This window comes from Ephemeroptericola cinctiostellae (assembly GCF_003339525.1).
In the GTDB taxonomy this organism is placed as follows: domain Bacteria; phylum Pseudomonadota; class Gammaproteobacteria; order Burkholderiales; family Burkholderiaceae; genus Hydromonas; species Hydromonas cinctiostellae.
The window spans coordinates 20,127-39,844 of record NZ_CP031124.1 but is presented as its reverse complement, the minus strand read 5'-3'; the positions used below and the strand labels follow the sequence as shown (position 1 = coordinate 39,844).

Here is a 19,718-nt window from a genome sequence, read left to right as displayed (position 1 = left end):
GCTTCAAAGCCGCATCAAGGAGCTTCATGCTGATTGTTTTATCGCCCGCCAAAAGTTTAGATTTTGACACGCCGCCACACATTAAGACCGCCACACAACCACAGTTTGTTGAGCAATCAACTGAGTTGATCAAATTGTTACGCGCTTATGATGTGCCTGCTTTGGCACAACTCATGCATTTGTCGGACAAGTTGGCGACATTGAATGTGGCACGTAACAACGAATGGCAGCCCACATTTGATGCGGAGTCTGCCAAACAGGCGATTTTGGCCTTTAACGGTGATGTGTACGATGGTTTCAACGCCAGCACCTTGAGCGGGAAAGAGTTGAATGTGGCGCAAGGGCATGTGCGGATTTTGTCGGGCTTGTACGGCCTGCTGCGTCCTTTGGATTTCATGCGTGCCTATCGCTTGGAAATGGGTACGGCTTTGGCGAATGACAAAGGTGCAAATTTGTATGCTTTTTGGGGTGAGGCTTTGGCAGCTCAGTTGAATGAGGTGCTGTCCACACACAAATCCAAGCATTTAATTAATTTGGCATCAGATGAATATTTTAAAGCGGTGTCATTGAAAACATTGCAATACCCTGTGATTCAACCTGTGTTCCAAGATGAAAAAAATGGTCAATATAAAATCATCAGCTTTTTTGCCAAACGTGCGCGCGGCGTGATGGCGCGTTGGTTGGTGCAACATAAAATAAGCAAGCCTGAATTACTGAAAGATTTTTCTGAAGAAGGTTATCGTTTTTTAGAAGAGAAAAAAGGTAAACATGGGGCGACTCAGTTGGTGTTTGTGCGCGATGAGCAGAAGCACCGCTGATCGCAAACCCCTGGTTGCTTGTGCTGAGTAGATCGACGCATGCTGTTTAAGGTGAAGGGTGTTGAGCGAGGCAATTGCAAAAAATCGAGACGCTTCAAATGAAGGCGCAACCAACGCGAATTGTTTGAGAATTTCACCATAAAAGACAATATAAAAGCCAGTCAAGTTTGACTGGCTTTTTAAAAAACATAAACGTGGTTTCAAAGTGCCTCGGTTTAAAACTTCGCATCCACACCGATGTTCAACGATGTTTCTTTACCTGAGTCTTTGCCAAATGTGCTGCCCAAGCCCACGTGTGCATTGACCATTGGACTGATGTCCATGGCCGCACCCAGCTCAGCGCGGAAACCATCACTGGTTTCCAGAGCGGGGGTTGTGAAACTGCTGTAAGCATTTTTAACGCGCGCATTCACATCTGAACCGCGTGTGCCATTGAATTCATAAGCCACTTTGGCGTATGGCGAGAAGCGGCCAAAGTGCCCTTTCACTTGATAACCCAGTGAGGCCAAAAAGCCTCGACGTGATTGCGCACCATAGCTCATGGCGGTGCTGGTGCCACTGGTTTCATCGAATGCATTGAATTTGATGTCTTCGTAGCTCAAGCTGGCAATGGGGCCATGGCTGACACGGCGATTGGCGAATGTCCCTGCGGTGACATCTGCGGCCAAACCGAGTGACCAATGGTGACCGCTGGTCTCACCTGTTTCGGTGCGGGTTGTATTGCCGAGATTGATGTTGCGCTTGAGGTTGGACAGTTTCAGATTGCCATAGCTGAGTGAAGCGAGGAGGTTGCCATTTTCACCATCGGCACCGATGCCGTGACTGTAGTACAGACCAACTGAAGGCTCTTTGATGTCAAAGCCACCTGCGCTTGTGCCGAACGATGTGCTGTACTTTTGATAGCCCACGCTCAGGCCAACACGACCCGTGCCCACGCCTCGGTCGATGCCCGTCAAAAATGTATTGGCTGTGCTTTTGGCTTCGCCGTATTTGGTGGGGGTGTGGTCGTAATCCACAAACGTGTGCCATGTGCGGTTACCAGCATGTGGCATGTTGGCTGCCAATGTGCGTTGGCGGCTCATGCCACCTGCAAGCGGTGCGGCGGACAGTAAGCTCATTTGTGTGGGCGCATTGATGACCGACAACATGTATTGCGATTCCAATTTTTGTGCGGCCGTGGTTGGGTGAACACCGTCGGCGAAGACGTATGTGCTGGCAGCATTTGGGCTGACCAATGTGGCGGGTGAGCATACCAATGAGGTTGGGGTGGCGCATGCAGGTGTGGTGGCATTGGTGAAGCCGTACAGGCTTGGATTGGCCGCCACTTCATTGATTAAACCAAAGGTATCCACTGCGATGACATTTGCACCATAAGCCGCCAATGCTTGTTGCACGACGGTGTTGTACCCAACAGAAACTTTTGTGCCTGTGCTGGACAATACGCCTGAGAACGCTGGGGTGGCGCCGAGGTTGGGTACGTTGGGTACGACGATGTATTTTGCACCTGCTGATTGTAAAGTGGCGACTTGTTGGGCAAATGATTTACCAGTGCTGATGATGTTTTGCTCTAACTCTGTTTGGGTCATTGCACCCGCTTGTACCATCGCAAGGTTTTGGAACAAATCATTGGCGCCCCCTTGAATGACATAGACTGAGTTGTTGCTCGCAAGGCCGCCTGTGCTGCTGAGGTATTCGGTCAGCTGGGTGGATACGGGGCGTTGTGCGAAGCCTGCTGGGGTCGAGGCTGAAGGCGAGCTCACGCGTGCGCCGCCTTGGGCGTAGTTGGTGCCGCCAGTGGTCGACGTGGTTGTGGTGTAGCCCAAGCCTTGGGCAAAATATTCCGCTGCAGTGAGGCCGGGGTTGGTGGTGAAGCGGCTGCCATAAATGCCGCCGTCTGACAGGCTGTCGCCAAAAATCACCACACCATCATAGGCATGGGCGCAAAAATGCGCGCCCATGAGCGCGCTGGTGAGGATGAGTGGTAAAGCTTTGCGGCTGAAAACGTGGGTGCGCATGGTGTGTCTCCTGAGGCTGATTGTGTTGCTAATATGGATTGATCAGTCAGAAGAATATCATTTATACGTACGCGCGTTCTATTATTCGATGGTGCAATGCAGAAAATGTAAGGTTAATCACCTGCATTTAGTGAGCGCAGCATGGATTTTTACCTGTCATTCACTGGGTTGTTGGCTGTCGCGTTTGCCTCGGTTGGCTTTTTCAGCGCGTTCTTTTTCAATTTGTGCTTTTTTGGCTTCTTTTTCGGCTTGTTCTTGTTGAAAGGCGATTAAACTTTCAGCGCGGCTGATGGGGGTTTCTAGGCTGATTCGACCAATCGCACCGCTGCGGTAATCGAGCAAAAGTGCGTGTGCGGCTTTGTCGAAATCGAGTGTGCCTCCTTTGAGGCGGTAGCCACGCTTTTTGGCGATGTGTTCGATGAGGCCGACACCATCTGCTGTTTCGATGTCGTCGGTTTTGAAGCGTTTGTTGATTAAAGCGGGGTAACGCACGAGCAACAGGTCGGCCAAATAAATGGCGACTTCGTCTTCAAATACCGCATTTGTGCCCACCGCATGGCTGGCGGCGAGCATGAGGCCGTCAGATGGCATGGCGATTTTTGGCCACAGCATGCCTGGGGTGTCGACCAGCACCATGTCCTTACCGAGCAGTAAACGTTGTTGTGTTTTGGTGACGGCGGGTTCATCGCCGACATTGGCCACGCGTTTTTTCAACAATGCATTCATCAAGGTTGATTTGCCCACATTGGGCACACCCATGATCATCATGCGCAGTGGTTTGGTCGAGTCGTTGCGATGGGGGGCGATGTTGCGACAAATGTTTGGGATCTTGTGCACTTCTGCTGGGTTTTTGCAACTCAATGCGATGGCGTGGGTGTTCTTTTGCGCATTAAAATGTTCAATCCATGCTTTGGTGGCAGCTGGGTCAGCGAGGTCTGATTTATTTAAAATCTTTAAGCATGGGCGTTGGCGGTGTATGCGCAGTTCGTGCACGATGGGGTTGCTCGATGCCTGAGGTAAGCGGGCATCGAGTACTTCGATGACGAGGTCGGTCGTTTCCATGGTTTCAGCGGCTTTGGTGCGCGCTGAATTCATGTGACCTGGGAACCATTGAATGGACATGTGTGGCTTTATAAATGATTAAATGACGGATTGACCGTAATTATAGCCGTTCATGCCTTTGTGTGGGGTGGCATTGCGGCATGCTATTTGTCTTGCATCAATGATGTGTGGATCAGATCGAGCTTACTTTCAATGTCCATCATGCGTGCATCGAGGTCACGCACGGTCAATTCGGCGCGTACATTCACTTCATGGTCGATTTCTGCATCCAACCGATCGCGCGCGCTTTGACGGTTTTGACTCATCATGATGACCGGGGCTTGGAGGGCGGCGAGCATGGATAGAATCAAGTTCAGAAAGACATAGGGATAGGGGTCAAATGCTTCGTGTCGTGGACCGAGTACTTCGGTGTTGATGAAAGCCCAAAGCAATAAAATGACTGAAAATAGAATGATGAATGTCCACGAGCCACCAAATGAGGCGATGCCGTCGGCAGCGCGTTGACCAAAAGTGCTTTCTTCTTCAAATTCATGGTTGGCATCGCGTGGGATGCTGATGCGGTGTAATGCCTTTTCAATGGTGTCTCGTTCATCTTGTGTGAGGTATTCCCATTCTGTTCGAAACAGGCGTTTGGTCAAGTTGGCGGGGGCTCGATGTTTTTTTGCGGTCATGGGATGTCCAGTGGGCGTTGGTTGTAGCGACGGATGCGTGGTGCTCGAAATTTATTCTTTCATAATGATAAGGGCATTGTATCGTTACTTGTGAGCTGCGGGTGTGGGCAAATTAAAAATGAAATCACCGATGGGATTCAAGTCAAGATGGATTAATTAATCAAGCAATCAAGCAATCAAGCATGGATGAGCCGAGCCCTTTAAGTGGGATCTATTCTTTTGGCCGATGTGGCTCGGTGGATGTGGTGATGCTTGATTAAGGGTGTGGTTTGAGTGTTTGTGGGCAGCCGATGGAATGAATGAATGGCGGGCAATACATCATGGGCAAAGCTGTTTATGGTGATGAACCCATACATGGTCAGCATCAAGATTATCGCGGTTTTCATGAAATACTCCTTTTAGCAAAAAAGTCGAAACACACAAGGGTGCCTGTTCAGGCACCCTTGTGTGTTGAGCGTCATTGATGCACGCTGTTTGATGAGGCGTCTTACTTTTTAGCAGCAGGTGTCATTTTTGGAGCGGCAGATGCTTTGTGTGCGTGGTGGTGTTTCGCCGATTTGTGGTGCTTGGCTTTATGGGTAACGTGATGTGCTTTAACGGCTGCTGGCGTGGCCGCTGTTTTTGCTGCTGCCGGTGTGGCTACTGGTGTGGCGGCAGTTGCAGAAGTGTTGGCAAAACTGTTGATTGAAGTTAAACCAAAAGCAGTGGTCAAAACGAGGGCGATGATTTTTTTCATGATGAATCCTTAAAAGAAAGTGAGTGGCGAATGAAAGCAGAGAGGGCTTTCATGACATGAATTGTAAAGGCGGTGGTTTGGGGTGTCTGTAGCGATGATGTTGTGATTTGTAACATGATGTACATCAGCGCATGGCGGGTTCGGGGGTGGCCAAATTTGCCTTTGGCCACTGCATGCTGAACAGCGCACCACCAAGTGGACTGTCGGTCACGCGCGCTTGCCCCCCATGGGCTTTGGCAATTGAGGCCACAATGGCCAAGCCCAAGCCATGTCCGCCTGTTGCGCGCGTTCGGCTGTTGTCCAAACGCATGAAGGGTTCAAAGATTCGTGTGCGTTGCTCTGTCGGGATGCCGCCCCCATCGTCTTCGACCGTGAGTTGTTGGTGGTCTTGGGTCTCTGTCCAGCGGACAATGATTGTGGTTTTGGCGAAACGTTTGGCGTTGTTGAGTAAGTTGTCCAAAGCGCGTGTGATGAGAATGGCATTCGCTTGAATTAAACCTGAGTGGGGCGTGGCATCGGCCTGCCATATGAGGTGCGGTTCTGCGTTGAGTGCGGCCTGTGTCATGCGTTCGTTTAGCCAAGCCAACGCTGGAAAATCTTGGCGTTCAGCGGGGCTTGAATCCACCCGTGCCCTGAATAAGAGCTCTTCGATCAATGAATCGATGTCATCGATGTCATCGTGCATCTGTGCTGTGGCTGGATCGGGTGATTCTTGCAACGCCAGTCGATAGCGCAGTCGTGCCAAAGGTGTGCGTACTTCGTGAGCGATGTCTTGAATCAATGTGTCTTGGCGGGCCACAAGTTCTTGAATGCTGCCTGTCATTTGATTGAATGCCAACCCAATCGGCTGCACATCAGAGCGTGGGTTGAGTTGAACTTGCGTGGATAAATCACCATTGCTGACATTTTTGGCCGCAGCTTCCAATGTGCTCAAGTCGCGCCAGTGTGGACGCATCCAAAAATACACTGGGATGGCAAGTGATAAGGCGATGGCAATAAACAGGGCATAATCGACCCATGCGAGTTGTTCCAAAAAAAAGGCATAGCTGACGGGGCCGGCAATCACGACGTAATCACTGCCTTGTATTTTTTGCAGATACATGTTGTCGTCGGTTAAAGCAATGATTTCACCTTTATTCAAAGCAATGATGGATTCGGGATCCAGTTCGTAGGTATTGGCGGGTTGAATGTCGAGGCTGAAGGTGGTATCGAGGTGGCGCTCCTGTAATGCAGCCTTCCATTGATCGGGAGGTAATTCATGTAACTCTGTGCCAATTAAGTTCAATACGGTGGCCAGCAAATCACCCAAGTAGTTTTCGCTGATTTCATCTATGGCATTTTTATACACAGCACCAAATAAAATGGAAATGGTTAAAAGACAACCCAATAAAATGACATAAAATTTAATAAAGGTGCGGCGCATGCAGGGTTCTCCTTAATTCCAACCCGAGGGGGACAGCAGGTAACCCTTGTTGCGAATGGTTTTAATGCGAGCGGGCTCATCGGCATCATCCAATAGTTTTTTGCGTAAGCGCGAAATGGCAATGTCAATACTGCGGTCAAGCCCATCATAATCAATGTTTCGCGTTGCGCGGAGCAGTTGATCGCGTGTTAGGATTTCGCCTGCATGACAGGCCAGCAGCCACAGCATATCGAAATCAGAAGAAGACAGATTGATGCTGTCTGAGCCAATGAGTATCGTGCGGTTCGTTTTGTCGATGGTCAATTGACCAATGTGAATCAGCGAGTTGCTTGGGATGATGGCGGATTGTGTGGGTTGATATTGACGCAATTGTGACTGAAGCCGTGCCAGCAAAATAGAAGGTGATGTTGTTTTAACAATGTAATCATTTGCGCCCAGCTCAAGACCCAAAATGTGTTTGATTTCACTGTCATTTGCGGTGAAGAGGATAATGGGCTTTTGATATGACGTGCGCAAATTTTGGCACAATGTCAGGCCGTCAATGTTGGGCAACATGATGTCAAGTAACACCGCATCAGGTGCCTCATGTTGAACCACCTCCATGACATGTGCACCATCGTGCACAACCGTGACCTGAAAATCATGGCGTTCAAGGTAATCTTTGAGTAAACCCGCGAGGGCAGTGTCGTCTTCGGCGAAAACAAGGCGTGTGGTCATGGCGATCTCTTAATGGGTAATGGGTGAGGATTTCGTTGTCATTGTATTGTAGGATATGAATTACATTTGGTTACTTGAATAATTTTGGTTCAAATTAGAATAACGGCTTTCTTGACCACCCGTTATTGAGGACAGACATTATGAAAAAAATAGTATTTGCCGTTGGTTTGGTTTTACCTCTGCTGTTTACCCAGGGTTTCGCGCAAGAGGTCTTGCACACCGAAGACCCTGTCAGCACATCCGCAACTGTTTCTATTTTTGCTCGCAATAGTGGTGCCGTTCGCCACCACGAGTCAACAGGCGCACGCCGCACAAAAGTGCATCATCGTCGACATGTGATTAAGCACAGCACAAAAAAACACCATCGCAGTTCCCGTTCACATCGCATCAGCATGCAGCAAGCGCATAAAAAAGCCCATATAAAACATCACGTAAAGCATCACGTAAAGCATCACGTAAAGCATCACGTAAAGCCGCATCATGTAACAGTAAAACATCCGAAAACGGCTAAGCTTTCGCACATGGCACACCACAAGCCCCAGCATAAGGCTGAGCTTGGACGCATGAAAGTCAAGCCTTTAACAGCAAAGGAAGGACCGCGTAAAGTGAAAGTACACCCATCCCAACGTGCCCATCATGGCAAGCAAATCCCTGTGTTGAAATCATCGCAGCGCTCACGAATTGATGCGCAACATCATGTTGCAGCTAAGATCAAACTGTCGCAGCAGCCTAGGCATAAGCGTAAATAAAGCTTTTTGCATCGTTGCGTTTTTAGAAAAAATGACGGCTTTATTCTGTTTGTTAACCATGCAAACAGCACTATAAAGTCACCTTAATCAAGCAAGTGTTACACATTGTTTAGAAATGTAACCGGATGTAAAGGAAAATCATGTGGAATTTATCCGCTCCTTATTGGGAGTTCATTGTCCGCGCCGCAATGGTGTATCTGTTTGTGATGGTTGTCTTGCGCTTCACGGGTAAACGTCAAATTGGAGAGTTGACGCCTTTCGACTTTGTGTTGCTACTGCTGTTATCGAACGGCGTTCAAAATGCAATGAACGGAGGAGACAACACCATTACAGCAGGCTTAATCATCACCGTCACCCTTGTGGGCCTAAATACAATCATTGCATGGTTGGTTTTTAGAAATAAAGAAATCGAGAAAATTGTGGAAGGGCGCCCAGAAGTGCTGGTTCACAATGGTTACTTATACAGCGATGTCTTGAAACATAACAAAATCACCCATCACGAGCTAAATGACGCGCTGCGCCAAAATGATTGTTCTTGCCTTGATGAGGTTCGACTGGCAGTTTTAGAAACCAATGGGCAAATCAGTGTCATTAAAAAAAATGAAATGTGAGCCTCATTTGAAAAAATATAAATAAAAAACAATGATTTATCTTTTATTAAGAATTTAGTCTTATTTTAAATGCCATTTACCTATTGACAGTGTAGACGAAAGTGTTCATAATCTCGTTTCTCTGCTGCTGAGGCGGCGAGAAAAAGCGGTGTGAAGGGTTAGTTGGGCGTTCGAGTTTGTTGTTGATGTTAAAAAATAAACTTAAAAAAATGCTTGACGAACTGGTTTGAATGCTTCATAATCTCGCTTCTGTGCTGATGACGGTGCAGCGAAAAAGAGCCAAGGTTCTGCTTCGGAAAGACAAGATCTTTAAAAATTAACAGCCGATAAGTGTGGGCGTTTGTGGTGTAGTCGAGAGCTTAGGTTCTAGACGTTAAACCATAGAGGCTCATACTTGACGAAACAAAGCAATGAGAATGGTGTTAAAGCCATTTGAATTAAAATGTCAGTCAATACTTGAGTAGCCGTAGCGATACGGCAAATGCGAAAGCAATGAATTAAACTGAAGAGTTTGATCATGGCTCAGATTGAACGCTGGCGGCATGCTTTACACATGCAAGTCGAACGGTAACAGGAAGAAAGCTTGCTTTCTTTGCTGACGAGTGGCGAACGGGTGAGTAACACATCGGAACGTACCGTTAGGTGGGGGATAACTACTCGAAAGAGTGGCTAATACCGCATATAACTATGGTTGAAAGCAGGGGACCTTCGGGCCTTGCGCCAAACGAGCGGCCGATGGAAGATTAGCTAGTTGGTGAGGTAAAGGCTCACCAAGGCGACGATCTTTAGCGGGTCTGAGAGGACGATCCGCCACACTGGAACTGAGACACGGTCCAGACTCCTACGGGAGGCAGCAGTGGGGAATTTTGGACAATGGGGGCAACCCTGATCCAGCAATGCCGCGTGAGTGAAGAAGGCCTTCGGGTTGTAAAGCTCTTTTGTTAGGGAAGAAAGCCTGACCACTAATACTGGTTGGGGATGACGGTACCTAAAGAATAAGCACCGGCTAACTACGTGCCAGCAGCCGCGGTAATACGTAGGGTGCAAGCGTTAATCGGAATTACTGGGCGTAAAGCGTGCGCAGGCGGTCTGATAAGACAGTCGTGAAATCCCCGAGCTTAACTTGGGAACTGCGATTGTAACTGTCAGACTAGAGTGTGTCAGAGGGAGGTAGAATTCCACGTGTAGCAGTGAAATGCGTAGAGATGTGGAGGAATACCGGTGGCGAAGGCGGCCTCCTGGGATAACACTGACGCTCATGTACGAAAGCGTGGGGAGCAAACAGGATTAGATACCCTGGTAGTCCACGCCCTAAACGATGTCTACTGGTTGTTGGGGATTCATTTCCTTAGTAACGAAGCTAACGCGTGAAGTAGACCGCCTGGGGAGTACGGTCGCAAGATTAAAACTCAAATGAATTGACGGGGACCCGCACAAGCGGTGGATGATGTGGATTAATTCGATGCAACGCGAAAAACCTTACCTACCCTTGACATGCCACTAACGAAGCAGAGATGCATTAGGTGCTCGAAAGAGAAAGTGGACACAGGTGCTGCATGGCTGTCGTCAGCTCGTGTCGTGAGATGTTGGGTTAAGTCCCGCAACGAGCGCAACCCTTGTCGTTAATTGCCATCATTAAGTTGGGCACTTTAGCGAGACTGCCGGTGACAAACCGGAGGAAGGTGGGGATGACGTCAAGTCCTCATGGCCCTTATGGGTAGGGCTTCACACGTCATACAATGGTCGGTACAAAGGGTTGCCAAGCCGCGAGGTGGAGCCAATCCCATAAAACCGATCGTAGTCCGGATTGGAGTCTGCAACTCGACTCCATGAAGTCGGAATCGCTAGTAATCGTGGATCAGAATGTCACGGTGAATACGTTCCCGGGTCTTGTACACACCGCCCGTCAAACCATGGGAGTGGGTTTCACCAGAAGTAGTTAGCCTAACCGCAAGGAGGGCGATTACCACGGTGGGATTCATGACTGGGGTTAAGTCGTAACAAGGTAGCCGTATCGGAAGGTGCGGCTGGATCACCTCCTTTCTAGAGATAGAAAAGCCATAAACGTCCACACTTATCGGAATGTTAAACAAAAGAACAGTAAATCCTAATGGGGGATTAGCTCAGCTGGGAGAGCACCTGCTTTGCAAGCAGGGGGTCGTCGGTTCGATCCCGTCATCCTCCACCAAGAATGTTGGATCGAAGACGGGTCTTTAGCTCAGTTGGTTAGAGCACTGTGTTGATAACGCAGGGGTCGATGGTTCGAGTCCATCAAGACCCACCACATGACTGTTCTTAAAGTATTTATTGTTGTTTAATTTCGACTTGTCTTATTCCAAGTGAATCATTAAGTATCCGCATTGACAAGTGCTGATGCTTAATCCTTTACGAAGGATTATAGCGCAAACGCGCTGGCAGCAATGCCCGGCTGATCTTTAACAACTAGAAACCAAGCAAATTTAACAGTGATAATATGATGTGTTCAAGGAATTGAATGCATGTTTTAACACGGGTTAGATTGCATCAAAATAAAGTAGTTCTCAAGAAGTAGTATGAAGAATACGACGTCGATTCAGCAATGAATTGGCACTTGAAATTACGGCAAACAAACCGACACACATACTCATGTAAATGTGTGTGTCAAAACTAGTGCGAACACTTTATGACCTGAGCGATCAGAGTTATAAGGTCAAGTGACTAAGTGCATGTGGTGGATGCCTTGGCGATTACAGGCGACGAAAGACGTGATAGCCTGCGAAAAGCTCTGGGGAGGTGGCAAATAACCTTTGATCCAGAGATATCTGAATGGGGAAACCCAACCCTTAGGGGTTACTGCTGACTGAATACATAGGTCAGTGGAGCGAACGCGGAGAACTGAAACATCTAAGTACCCGTAGGAAAAGAAATCAACCGAGATTCCCAAAGTAGCGGCGAGCGAAATGGGACCAGCCGTGATGTGATATAGGATCAGTTAGTAGAATGGAATGGAAAGTCCAGCTATAGAGGGTGATAGCCCCGTATACGAAAACTCAACCTAGGTACTAAGCATCAGACAAGTAGGGCGGGACACGAGAAATCCTGTCTGAATATGGGGGGACCATCCTCCAAGGCTAAATACTCGTAATCGACCGATAGTGAACCAGTACCGTGAGGGAAAGGCGAAAAGAACCCCGGGAGGGGAGTGAAATAGATCCTGAAACCGCATGCATACAAACAGTAGGAGCGGACTTGTTCCGTGACTGCGTACCTTTTGTATAATGGGTCAGCGACTTACGTTGTGTTGCAAGCTTAACCGAATAGGGGAGGCGTAGCGAAAGCGAGTCTGATAAGGGCGACAGTAGCACGGCGTAGACCCGAAACCAAGTGATCTATCCATGGCCAGGATGAAGGTTGGGTAACACCAACTGGAGGTCCGAACCCACTAATGTTGAAAAATTAGGGGATGAGCTGTGGATAGGGGTGAAAGGCTAAACAAACTTGGAGATAGCTGGTTCTCTCCGAAAACTATTTAGGTAGTGCCTCAAGTATTGCTTACGGGGGTAGAGCACTGTTATGGCTAGGGGGTCATTGCGACTTACCAAACCATGGCAAACTCCGAATACCGTAAAGTATGAGCTTGGGAGACAGACATCGGGTGCTAACGTCCGGTGTCAAGAGGGAAACAACCCAGACCGCCAGCTAAGGTCCCCAATATAAGCTAAGTGGGAAACGAAGTGGGAAGGCTAAGACAGTCAGGAGGTTGGCTTAGAAGCAGCCACCCTTTAAAGAAAGCGTAATAGCTCACTGATCGAGTCGTCCTGCGCGGAAGATGTAACGGGGCTAAGCTTATAACCGAAGCTGCGGATACGTGCTTGCACGTATGGTAGGAGAGCGTTCTGTAAGCCTGTGAAGGTGCGTTGAAAAGCGTGCTGGAGGTATCAGAAGTGCGAATGCTGACATGAGTAGCGATAAAGGGGGTGAAAGGCCCCCTCGCCGTAAGCCCAAGGATTCCTACGCAACGTTCATCGGCGTAGGGTTAGTCGGCCCCTAAGGCGAGGCAGAAATGCGTAGCTGATGGGAAACAGGTTAATATTCCTGTACCATTGTATGATGCGATGGGGGGACGGATCGTAAAAGGTTATCCAACGGTTGGAAGAGTTGGTTTAGGTGATGTAGGCGAGCGTTAGGCAAATCCGGCGCTCATTAGCCAAGGTCATCGATCGAGTGATTTAGGTCACGAAGTAACTGGAAGTGATTCCAAGAAAAGCCTCTAAGCTTCAGTCATACAAGACCGTACCGCAAACCGACACAGGTGGGCGAGATGAGTATTCTAAGGCGCTTGAGAGAACTGCGGAGAAGGAACTCGGCAAATTAATACCGTAACTTCGGGAGAAGGTATGCCCCAGTAGCGTGACTTGAACAAAGAAGCGTGAAAGGGTCTCAGAGAAATGGTGGCTGCGACTGTTTAATAAAAACACAGCACTCTGCAAACACGAAAGTGGACGTATAGGGTGTGACGCCTGCCCGGTGCTGGAAGATTAAATGATGGGGTGCAAGCTCTTGATTGAAGTCCCAGTAAACGGCGGCCGTAACTATAACGGTCCTAAGGTAGCGAAATTCCTTGTCGGGTAAGTTCCGACCTGCACGAATGGCGTAACGATGGCCACACTGTCTCCTCCGCAGACTCAGCGAAGTTGAAATGTTTGTGATGATGCAATCTCCCCGCGGCTAGACGGAAAGACCCCATGAACCTTTACTGTAGCTTTGCATTGTATGTTGAATCGTTTTGTGTAGGATAGGTGGGAGACTATGAAGCTTTGGCGCCAGCCAGAGTGGAGTCAACCTTGAAATACCACCCTGAATTATTTGACGTTCTAACCTAGGCCGCTGAATCGCGGTTGGGGACAGTGCATGGTAGGCAGTTTGACTGGGGCGGTCTCCTCCCAAATTGTAACGGAGGAGTTCGAAGGTACGCTTAACACGGTCGGACATCGTGTGTAAAGTGCAATGGCAAAAGCGTGCTTAACTGCGAGACTGACAAGTCGAGCAGGTGCGAAAGCAGGACATAGTGATCCGGTGGTTCTGAATGGAAGGGCCATCGCTCAACGGATAAAAGGTACTCTGGGGATAACAGGCTGATACCGCCCAAGAGTTCATATCGACGGCGGTGTTTGGCACCTCGATGTCGGCTCATCTCATCCTGGGGCTGTAGTCGGTCCCAAGGGTATGGCTGTTCGCCATTTAAAGAGGTACGTGAGCTGGGTTTAAAACGTCGTGAGACAGTTTGGTCCCTATCTGCCGTGGGCGCTGGAAATTTGACGGGGGCTGTTCCTAGTACGAGAGGACCGGAATGGACGTACCGCTGGTGTACCTGTTGTTTCGCCAGAAGCATCGCAGGGTAGCTAAGTACGGAAGAGATAACCGCTGAAAGCATCTAAGCGGGAAACTTGCCTGAAGATAAGATTTCCCAGGAGCTTGACTCCTTTGAAGGGTCGTTCGAGACCAGGACGTTGATAGGTTGGGTGTGGAAGTGCAGTAATGCATTAAGCTAACCAATACTAATTGCCCGTAAGGCTTGACCTTATAACTGTGGTTGTTCCAGTATAAGCGTCGCACTAATCGATGATCGAAAGATCACGGTTTGTTTGATTGATGTAATTTAACTCGTTAAAACCCATCCTAATCAGATGGATGTCACTGTAAATATGCTTAGTTTCTAGTCTGTTGGACGAAAGTTCAACAAAAGACGCCCGATTTTATGTTGGCTGTTTGAGGTTTCAACTACTCATAACAGGCAATGCAGGCTTTGCCTGACGACCATAGCAAGTTGGTCCCACTCCTTCCCATCCCGAACAGGACAGTGAAACGACTTAGCGCCAATGATAGTGCGGATTCCCGTGTGAAAGTAGGTCATCGTCAGGCTTTATATACTAAACCCCAGCTCTTTGAGCTGGGGTTTTTTTATGCGCATTTGAAACCATCAGATGCAACCCAATAAACCATCCATTGGCTGTGTTAGAGTACATGCACGGTGCTTGCTTTGGATTGATGAGGGCTATTCTTGTGTCCATGCCTGCTACAGCAAGCCGTGCTCGACAAGGCTATAAGCAGCATCTCCTTCCGCTGTGATCACGTGGTCGTGTAGGTGGAGGTTCAGGGGATGGAGTTGAGCTTTAAGGATTTGTGTGCTTTGAATGTCTTCGGCTGATGGCTGAGCTTTGCCATGAGGGTGGTTGTGCGCCAAGATTAGACCGTGGGCGTTGATTGATAGCGCTCGTTGAACGATGTTTCGGATGGGTAAGCTGACATGGGTGAGCCCGCCTGTGGCGATGATTTCGGCTGAAATTAAGTTGAGTGTTGGGGTGAGAAATAAAACAAGGAGTGTTTCCTCTGTTTTATGTGCCAGTTGTAATTGAATAAATGTTTTAAGTGATGAGATGTCATTGAACGCCGCATTTTGTTTCAATTGATCGCCCAGTGCGCGCCGACTCATTTCCAATACAGCTTGTAGTTGTACAAATTTGGCTTCGCCCATGCCTTTTATTTTTGATAATTCGTTCAAGTTGGTATTGAACAGGGCGGATAATGATCCAAAATGTTGAATCAGCTCATTGGCAAGGTCAACCGCACTTTTCCCAACAATGCCTACACGTAGAAAAATAGCTAAAAGCTCGGCATCTGTTAAATAGGAGGCGCCGTGAGCGATGAGTTTTTCACGCGGGCGGTTTTCTGGAAGCCAGTCGGTGATCGGCATATAGTTTATAATGGTCAAGTTAAAAGGGCTTTATATTAACATCAGCCTTATGTTTTTTTATATTTTTTTAGCTTAGGAGTGTCATGTCAATGTTTAAACAAGTTAACTTGCCTGTGGTTGAGTCACATTCTCATGTGACTTTGCACTATCGATTAACGGTGTTGGATGATGTTTTAAGTGATTTTTTAAATACTTTTGATGGGAATCCTGCGACTGTTGCGATTGGGCAGGCTCAGCTTGCCCCTTTTATGGAGGAGCGCTTGATGGGGCTGACTGAGGGCGCGCATGAGGTTTTTGATTTGACGGCCATGGAGGCTTTTGGTGAATACAATCCTGGCTTGCGCCAAGAGGTTGGTCGGGGCTTGCTGTTGGAAGGAAATCCACAGGCCGATGCTTTTGCCAAAGGGGATTTTGTTGATTTTGCCATGCCAAATGGTTATCGCATGACTGGGGTGTTCCAAGGTTGGAACCATGAAAGAACTGGTGCTTGGGTTGATTTTAATCATCCTTTGGCGGGTAAATCTTTGCGTTTAGAGCTTAAAGTCATTGGGGTGCTGTGATGGGTGGACAGTCAATGGATATTCTTTTGGCTCAACCACGTGGTTTTTGTGCGGGTGTTGATCGAGCCATTGAGATCGTTGAGCGGGCTTTGGCTCAATTTGGTGCGCCTATTTATGTGCGCCATGAAATTGTACACAACAAATATGTGGTGGATGATTTGCGCACTAAAGGGGCTGTATTCATCGAGGAGCTCAGTGAAGCGCCTGCGGGAAGCACGGTTATTTTTTCTGCACACGGCGTGTCCCGTGCAGTTCGGGCTGAAGCGGCAGAACGTGGGTTGCACATTTTTGATGCGACTTGTCCATTGGTGACCAAAGTGCATGTGGAAGTGGTCAAAATGCGTGAACAAGGACTTGAAGTCATTATGATTGGTCACAAAGGGCATCCTGAGGTGGAAGGCACGATGGGGCAAACTGACGATGGCATTTATCTTGTTGAAGTTGAAGAGGATGCCGCAACGATCGATGTGAAAACACCGGAGCAGTTGGCTTACGTGACTCAAACAACATTGTCCGTCGACGACACGCGGGGCATCATTGCTGCGTTGAAACAGCGTTTTCCTCTCATCATTGAACCTAAAAAGGCAGACATTTGTTATGCAACGCAAAATCGACAAGATGCTGTCAAAGTCATGGCGCCTCAGGTTGATGTTGTGATTGTTGTTGGCAGCCCCAACAGCTCTAATTCCAACCGCTTGCGCGAATTGGCAGAAAAAATGGGCGTTGCTGCATACATGGTTGACAATGCAGGTGATGTGGATGCCCGTTGGTTTCATGGTGTCAATATGGTTGGTGTCACTGCAGGCGCTTCAGCCCCTGAGGTTTTGGTTGAAAGTGTTTTGACTTGCATTAAATCTTTGGGAGCCAGCTCGGTTCGGGTGCTGGAAGGCGTTGAAGAAACGGTGAGTTTTCCTTTACCTAAAGGCTTGAAAGGTTTACAAAGCATTGCAATTCGAGTGTTATAAATCATCGAAGAGCCGATCTGTTTTGTGGTTGCTCATGTTCGAGATTTTTACAGGAAGCCTGTCAAAAAGCAAATAAACTCAAAATCAATCACATCGGTTTATTTTCATATTTTATATCACAGCGAATTGAACAATAACATGTCTTTATCCTCAGCTCAGAAAATTAGCCCCGATTGGTTTGATGCGATTGTTTCCGCACCGTTTGGTGGCGTGGGTGTGCGGCTGAGTGAAAATAAAGCGCATGTGTCTGAATTGCTGTATTTGCCCACAGATGGATTCGATAAGCTGGGTGAGTCTGAGCTGTCAGTGCGCGCGCATATCCAAATCACAGCGTATTTAAAAAATGCCTCTTCTGATTTTGATTTACCTTTGCTTGATCAAGGCACTGAGTTTCAAAAACGTGTTTGGCAAGTCGTTTCACTTATTGAATGTGGACAAGTGTTGAGCTATAAGCAGGTGGGTCAAATCATTCGTTGTGGCAGCCCGAGGGCTGTCGGTGGGGCATGTGGCGCGAATCCATACCCGCTCATTACGCCATGCCATCGGGTGGTGGCTGCTCAAAGCATTGGCGGCTTCGCACGTCATGACAATGGTTTTCATGTCGCTGTGAAACAGTGGCTGCTTGCACATGAAGGCATTGTCTACTGATGGTAGTAATAAAAAAAACAGTCGAAGAAAATGCCTCTGAGCATGCCGATGATGCATTGATTGATCTTTTCACAAGTGCGCTGTGGTTGGCCGATGGCTTGTCAAAAAACACGTTAATGGCCTATTCTCGAGATGTGCTGCTGCTGTCAAAGTGCTTACGTGAGGCGGGCTTGTCATTATTAAATGCAGAACAAAGTGACATTGAGGCATATTTGGCAAGTGTTTTTCGAGAGGGGGTCATCAAAAAAAGCACTTCAAGCAACCGTAAAATTGCAAGTTTTAGACGGTTCTATGCGTGGGCGCAAGAATCCAATCTCATTGAGCGTGACCCATGTGTGCAGCTGCTGCTCGGGAAAATGGCTGCACGCTTGCCTAAAAGCCTTTCCGAAGCTCAAATTGAAACCCTCTTGCATGCGCCCGATGATTCGTTATTGGGTTTGCGCAATCGAGCCATGCTTGAGTTGATGTACGCCAGTGGACTGCGGGTTACCGAGTTGGTGGGCATGCGCATGTTGGATGTGAGTTTGACGGATGGGGTGTTGCGCATCACAGGGAAAGGCAATAAAACACGGTTGGTGCCCTTTGGCCAAGAAGCCAATGAGCATTTAAAATCCTATTTAAATCAAGCCAGAGCCTCTTTGCTCAAAGGTAAAACATGCGATGAAGTTTTTGTGACGGCACGTGGTTCAGCGATGAGCCGTCAAATGTTTTGGCATGTAGTTAAAGACTGTGCACTGAAAGTGGGCATCCCCACATCTTTGATTTCCCCTCACACTTTGCGCCATGCATTTGCGACACATTTGCTTAACCATGGGGCTGATTTGCGTGTGGTGCAGTTGTTACTGGGGCATGTGGACATTGGCACGACGCAAATTTATACCCATGTTGCACAGGAACGGTTGAAACTTTTGCATGCTGAACACCATCCGCGCGGTTGAGTGCTATTGTGCCCCTATTTTGTTTAAAAGCCTTTGATTTAAAATGACTTTTATCTGGCTTGACTGAATATACAGCCTTTATAAGAGAATTTACCATTATATTAACAGCCACCTTTCGCTGCGTGCTATGATGCCTGCCTTTGCTGTTTTTTCAATTCAATGAGAAACGGTTGGTCTTGATTCCTAATTTTGTAAAGGATGTTTTTTTGAATACCTTGGCTCAATTTTTCACTTTCATACTGCACATCGATGGCCAGCTGCAAATGCTTATACAGCAGTATGGCGTTTATATTTATGTGATTTTGTTTTTTGTTATTTTTGGTGAGACTGGTTTTGTAATTTTGCCTTTTTTACCAGGCGACTCATTGTTATTCATTGCGGGGGCTTTTTCTGCTGATGGGGCTATGAACCCATGGCTTTTAAGCCTTTTATTGATTGTTGCGGCGGTTTTGGGTAACACCGTTAATTACTGGATTGGTAAACGCATTGGTCAGAATGCATATGAAGGTCACAGTCGATGGATCAGTCAAGAGGCCCTTATTAAAACCCATAACTTTTATGAAAAGCATGGTGGCAAAGCCTTGATTTTGGCTCGATTTTTGCCCTTGGTGCGTACTTTTGCACCCTTTGTTGCAGGAATTTCCGAAATGAGTTTTGCAAAATTTCAGAAATTCAACATCATCGGTGCAATGCTTTGGGTCATGTTGTTTCTTTGGGGCGGCTTTTGGTTTGGGCGAGTGCCTTTGATCCGCGATCACCTCTCAACGATTGCACTTGTTGGCTTTCTTGCCGCATTGATCCCAGCTGCTTTGGGTTTTGCATGGAATATGCTGCGACGCACTCAAAAAATAAAAAAATAAGGTATCCCTTATACCTGGCTTAAAGCCACTGATTTACTGCAATGCACCATCTTTGAGCAAAGGTGGTGCATTTGTTTTATAAGGGGGACAGAAAAAGACAAAAAAGTGCAATTTATACTTGCCTTAACTACTGCACTGCATAATAATCGCGGTCATGGCTTCTGCTGTAACGGTTGAACGGGCATGACGGTTTTTGTTGCAAGGCATAAATT

Annotated in this window: 16 protein-coding genes, 2 tRNA genes and 3 rRNA genes; 13 read left to right on the top strand and 8 right to left on the bottom strand. The window is 47.7% G+C overall.

The genetic code is table 11. The features are described 5' to 3' along the window. Positions 1-26 precede the first annotated feature (26 nt). Complete coding sequence (yaaA, locus tag DTO96_RS00205; RefSeq protein ID WP_114561656.1) at positions 27-818, top strand: peroxide stress protein YaaA; 792 nt, start codon at positions 27-29, stop codon at positions 816-818. A gap of 215 nt (positions 819-1,033) precedes the next feature. On the opposite strand, the gene DTO96_RS00200 is transcribed toward yaaA, so the two are convergent. From DTO96_RS00200 to DTO96_RS00175, 7 genes are all read right to left on the bottom strand, one after another. Beyond that, positions 1,034-2,833, bottom strand: coding sequence for an autotransporter domain-containing protein (locus tag DTO96_RS00200; protein ID WP_114561655.1), 1,800 nt, complete (start codon positions 2,831-2,833; stop codon positions 1,034-1,036). 156 nt (positions 2,834-2,989) lie between these two features. Continuing rightward, entirely contained in the window at positions 2,990-3,955 is a 966-nt protein-coding gene (ylqF, locus tag DTO96_RS00195; RefSeq protein WP_114561654.1) for a ribosome biogenesis GTPase YlqF, read from the bottom strand. Between the two features lie 83 nt (positions 3,956-4,038). Beyond that, positions 4,039-4,566 carry a DUF1003 domain-containing protein gene (locus DTO96_RS00190; RefSeq protein WP_114561653.1) on the bottom strand — a complete coding sequence of 176 codons (528 nt, stop codon included), beginning with the start codon at positions 4,564-4,566 and terminating at the stop codon, positions 4,039-4,041. Between the two features lie 200 nt (positions 4,567-4,766). Next, on the bottom strand, positions 4,767-4,952 hold the full coding sequence (locus tag DTO96_RS12615; protein WP_157964278.1) for a hypothetical protein: 186 nt from the start codon (positions 4,950-4,952) through the stop codon (positions 4,767-4,769). 101 nt (positions 4,953-5,053) lie between these two features. Beyond that, positions 5,054-5,302 (bottom strand): hypothetical protein, encoded by a 249-nt coding sequence (locus DTO96_RS00185; RefSeq protein ID WP_114561652.1) that lies wholly within the window; start codon positions 5,300-5,302, stop codon positions 5,054-5,056. 124 nt (positions 5,303-5,426) lie between these two features. Continuing rightward, positions 5,427-6,725, bottom strand: a complete 1,299-nt coding sequence (gene rstB, locus DTO96_RS00180; protein ID WP_114561651.1) for a two-component system sensor histidine kinase RstB — start codon at positions 6,723-6,725, stop codon at positions 5,427-5,429. A 12-nt stretch (positions 6,726-6,737) separates the two neighbouring features. Further along, positions 6,738-7,442, bottom strand: coding sequence for a response regulator (locus DTO96_RS00175; protein WP_114561650.1), 705 nt, complete (start codon positions 7,440-7,442; stop codon positions 6,738-6,740). A gap of 140 nt (positions 7,443-7,582) precedes the next feature. Between DTO96_RS00175 and DTO96_RS00170 the strand changes: the two genes are divergently transcribed. The 7 genes from DTO96_RS00170 (at position 7,583) to rrf (ending at position 14,703) form a co-directional block, all read left to right on the top strand. Next, complete coding sequence (locus DTO96_RS00170; RefSeq protein WP_114561649.1) at positions 7,583-8,191, top strand: hypothetical protein; 609 nt, start codon at positions 7,583-7,585, stop codon at positions 8,189-8,191. 140 nt (positions 8,192-8,331) lie between these two features. Next, positions 8,332-8,802: a DUF421 domain-containing protein gene (locus DTO96_RS00165; protein ID WP_114561648.1), complete on the top strand. Its 471-nt coding sequence runs from the start codon at positions 8,332-8,334 to the stop codon at positions 8,800-8,802. Positions 8,803-9,301: 499 nt separating this feature from the next. Then, positions 9,302-10,845: ribosomal RNA gene (locus DTO96_RS00160) — 16S ribosomal RNA — on the top strand. A 69-nt stretch (positions 10,846-10,914) separates the two neighbouring features. Beyond that, positions 10,915-10,990, top strand: a tRNA-Ala gene (locus DTO96_RS00155). 19 nt (positions 10,991-11,009) lie between these two features. Then, positions 11,010-11,086 (top strand) — tRNA-Ile (locus tag DTO96_RS00150). Between the two features lie 403 nt (positions 11,087-11,489). Continuing rightward, positions 11,490-14,364: ribosomal RNA gene (locus tag DTO96_RS00145) — 23S ribosomal RNA — on the top strand. A gap of 226 nt (positions 14,365-14,590) precedes the next feature. Beyond that, positions 14,591-14,703 (top strand): 5S ribosomal RNA (gene rrf / locus DTO96_RS00140). The 16S, 23S and 5S rRNA genes sit together here with 2 tRNA genes alongside, the layout of an rRNA operon. A gap of 154 nt (positions 14,704-14,857) precedes the next feature. Here rrf and radC read toward each other — a convergent pair. Then, positions 14,858-15,535, bottom strand: coding sequence for a RadC family protein (gene radC, locus DTO96_RS00135; protein ID WP_114561647.1), 678 nt, complete (start codon positions 15,533-15,535; stop codon positions 14,858-14,860). 83 nt (positions 15,536-15,618) lie between these two features. Here radC and DTO96_RS00130 point away from each other — a divergent pair, with 83 nt between their 5' ends. The 5 genes from DTO96_RS00130 (at position 15,619) to DTO96_RS00110 (ending at position 19,506) form a co-directional block, all read left to right on the top strand. After that, positions 15,619-16,095, top strand: coding sequence for an FKBP-type peptidyl-prolyl cis-trans isomerase (locus tag DTO96_RS00130; RefSeq protein ID WP_225972516.1), 477 nt, complete (start codon positions 15,619-15,621; stop codon positions 16,093-16,095). A 14-nt stretch (positions 16,096-16,109) separates the two neighbouring features. Then, positions 16,110-17,060, top strand: coding sequence for a 4-hydroxy-3-methylbut-2-enyl diphosphate reductase (gene ispH, locus DTO96_RS00125; RefSeq protein WP_114563840.1), 951 nt, complete (start codon positions 16,110-16,112; stop codon positions 17,058-17,060). Between the two features lie 138 nt (positions 17,061-17,198). Beyond that, positions 17,199-17,708 (top strand): methylated-DNA--[protein]-cysteine S-methyltransferase, encoded by a 510-nt coding sequence (locus DTO96_RS00120; protein ID WP_114561646.1) that lies wholly within the window; start codon positions 17,199-17,201, stop codon positions 17,706-17,708. Beyond that, positions 17,708-18,646 (top strand): site-specific tyrosine recombinase XerD, encoded by a 939-nt coding sequence (gene xerD, locus DTO96_RS00115; RefSeq protein WP_114561645.1) that lies wholly within the window; start codon positions 17,708-17,710, stop codon positions 18,644-18,646. The genes DTO96_RS00120 and xerD overlap by 1 nt, the downstream gene beginning before the upstream one ends. Before the next feature lie 206 nt (positions 18,647-18,852). Next, complete coding sequence (locus DTO96_RS00110) at positions 18,853-19,506, top strand: VTT domain-containing protein (RefSeq protein ID WP_373277797.1); 654 nt, start codon at positions 18,853-18,855, stop codon at positions 19,504-19,506. The last annotated feature ends 212 nt before the right edge of the window (positions 19,507-19,718 follow it).

Coding starts and splice junctions, on each gene's coding strand:
- yaaA (WP_114561656.1), top strand. CDS start 27: ATGCTGATTGTTTTATCGCCCGCCAAAAGTTTAGATTTTGACACGCCG.
- DTO96_RS00200 (WP_114561655.1), bottom strand. CDS start 2,833: ATGCGCACCCACGTTTTCAGCCGCAAAGCTTTACCACTCATCCTCACC.
- ylqF (WP_114561654.1), bottom strand. CDS start 3,955: ATGTCCATTCAATGGTTCCCAGGTCACATGAATTCAGCGCGCACCAAA.
- DTO96_RS00190 (WP_114561653.1), bottom strand. CDS start 4,566: ATGACCGCAAAAAAACATCGAGCCCCCGCCAACTTGACCAAACGCCTG.
- DTO96_RS12615 (WP_157964278.1), bottom strand. CDS start 4,952: ATGAAAACCGCGATAATCTTGATGCTGACCATGTATGGGTTCATCACC.
- DTO96_RS00185 (WP_114561652.1), bottom strand. CDS start 5,302: ATGAAAAAAATCATCGCCCTCGTTTTGACCACTGCTTTTGGTTTAACT.
- rstB (WP_114561651.1), bottom strand. CDS start 6,725: ATGCGCCGCACCTTTATTAAATTTTATGTCATTTTATTGGGTTGTCTT.
- DTO96_RS00175 (WP_114561650.1), bottom strand. CDS start 7,442: ATGACCACACGCCTTGTTTTCGCCGAAGACGACACTGCCCTCGCGGGT.
- DTO96_RS00170 (WP_114561649.1), top strand. CDS start 7,583: ATGAAAAAAATAGTATTTGCCGTTGGTTTGGTTTTACCTCTGCTGTTT.
- DTO96_RS00165 (WP_114561648.1), top strand. CDS start 8,332: ATGTGGAATTTATCCGCTCCTTATTGGGAGTTCATTGTCCGCGCCGCA.
- radC (WP_114561647.1), bottom strand. CDS start 15,535: ATGCCGATCACCGACTGGCTTCCAGAAAACCGCCCGCGTGAAAAACTC.
- DTO96_RS00130 (WP_225972516.1), top strand. CDS start 15,619: ATGTCAATGTTTAAACAAGTTAACTTGCCTGTGGTTGAGTCACATTCT.
- ispH (WP_114563840.1), top strand. CDS start 16,110: ATGGATATTCTTTTGGCTCAACCACGTGGTTTTTGTGCGGGTGTTGAT.
- DTO96_RS00120 (WP_114561646.1), top strand. CDS start 17,199: ATGTCTTTATCCTCAGCTCAGAAAATTAGCCCCGATTGGTTTGATGCG.
- xerD (WP_114561645.1), top strand. CDS start 17,708: ATGGTAGTAATAAAAAAAACAGTCGAAGAAAATGCCTCTGAGCATGCC.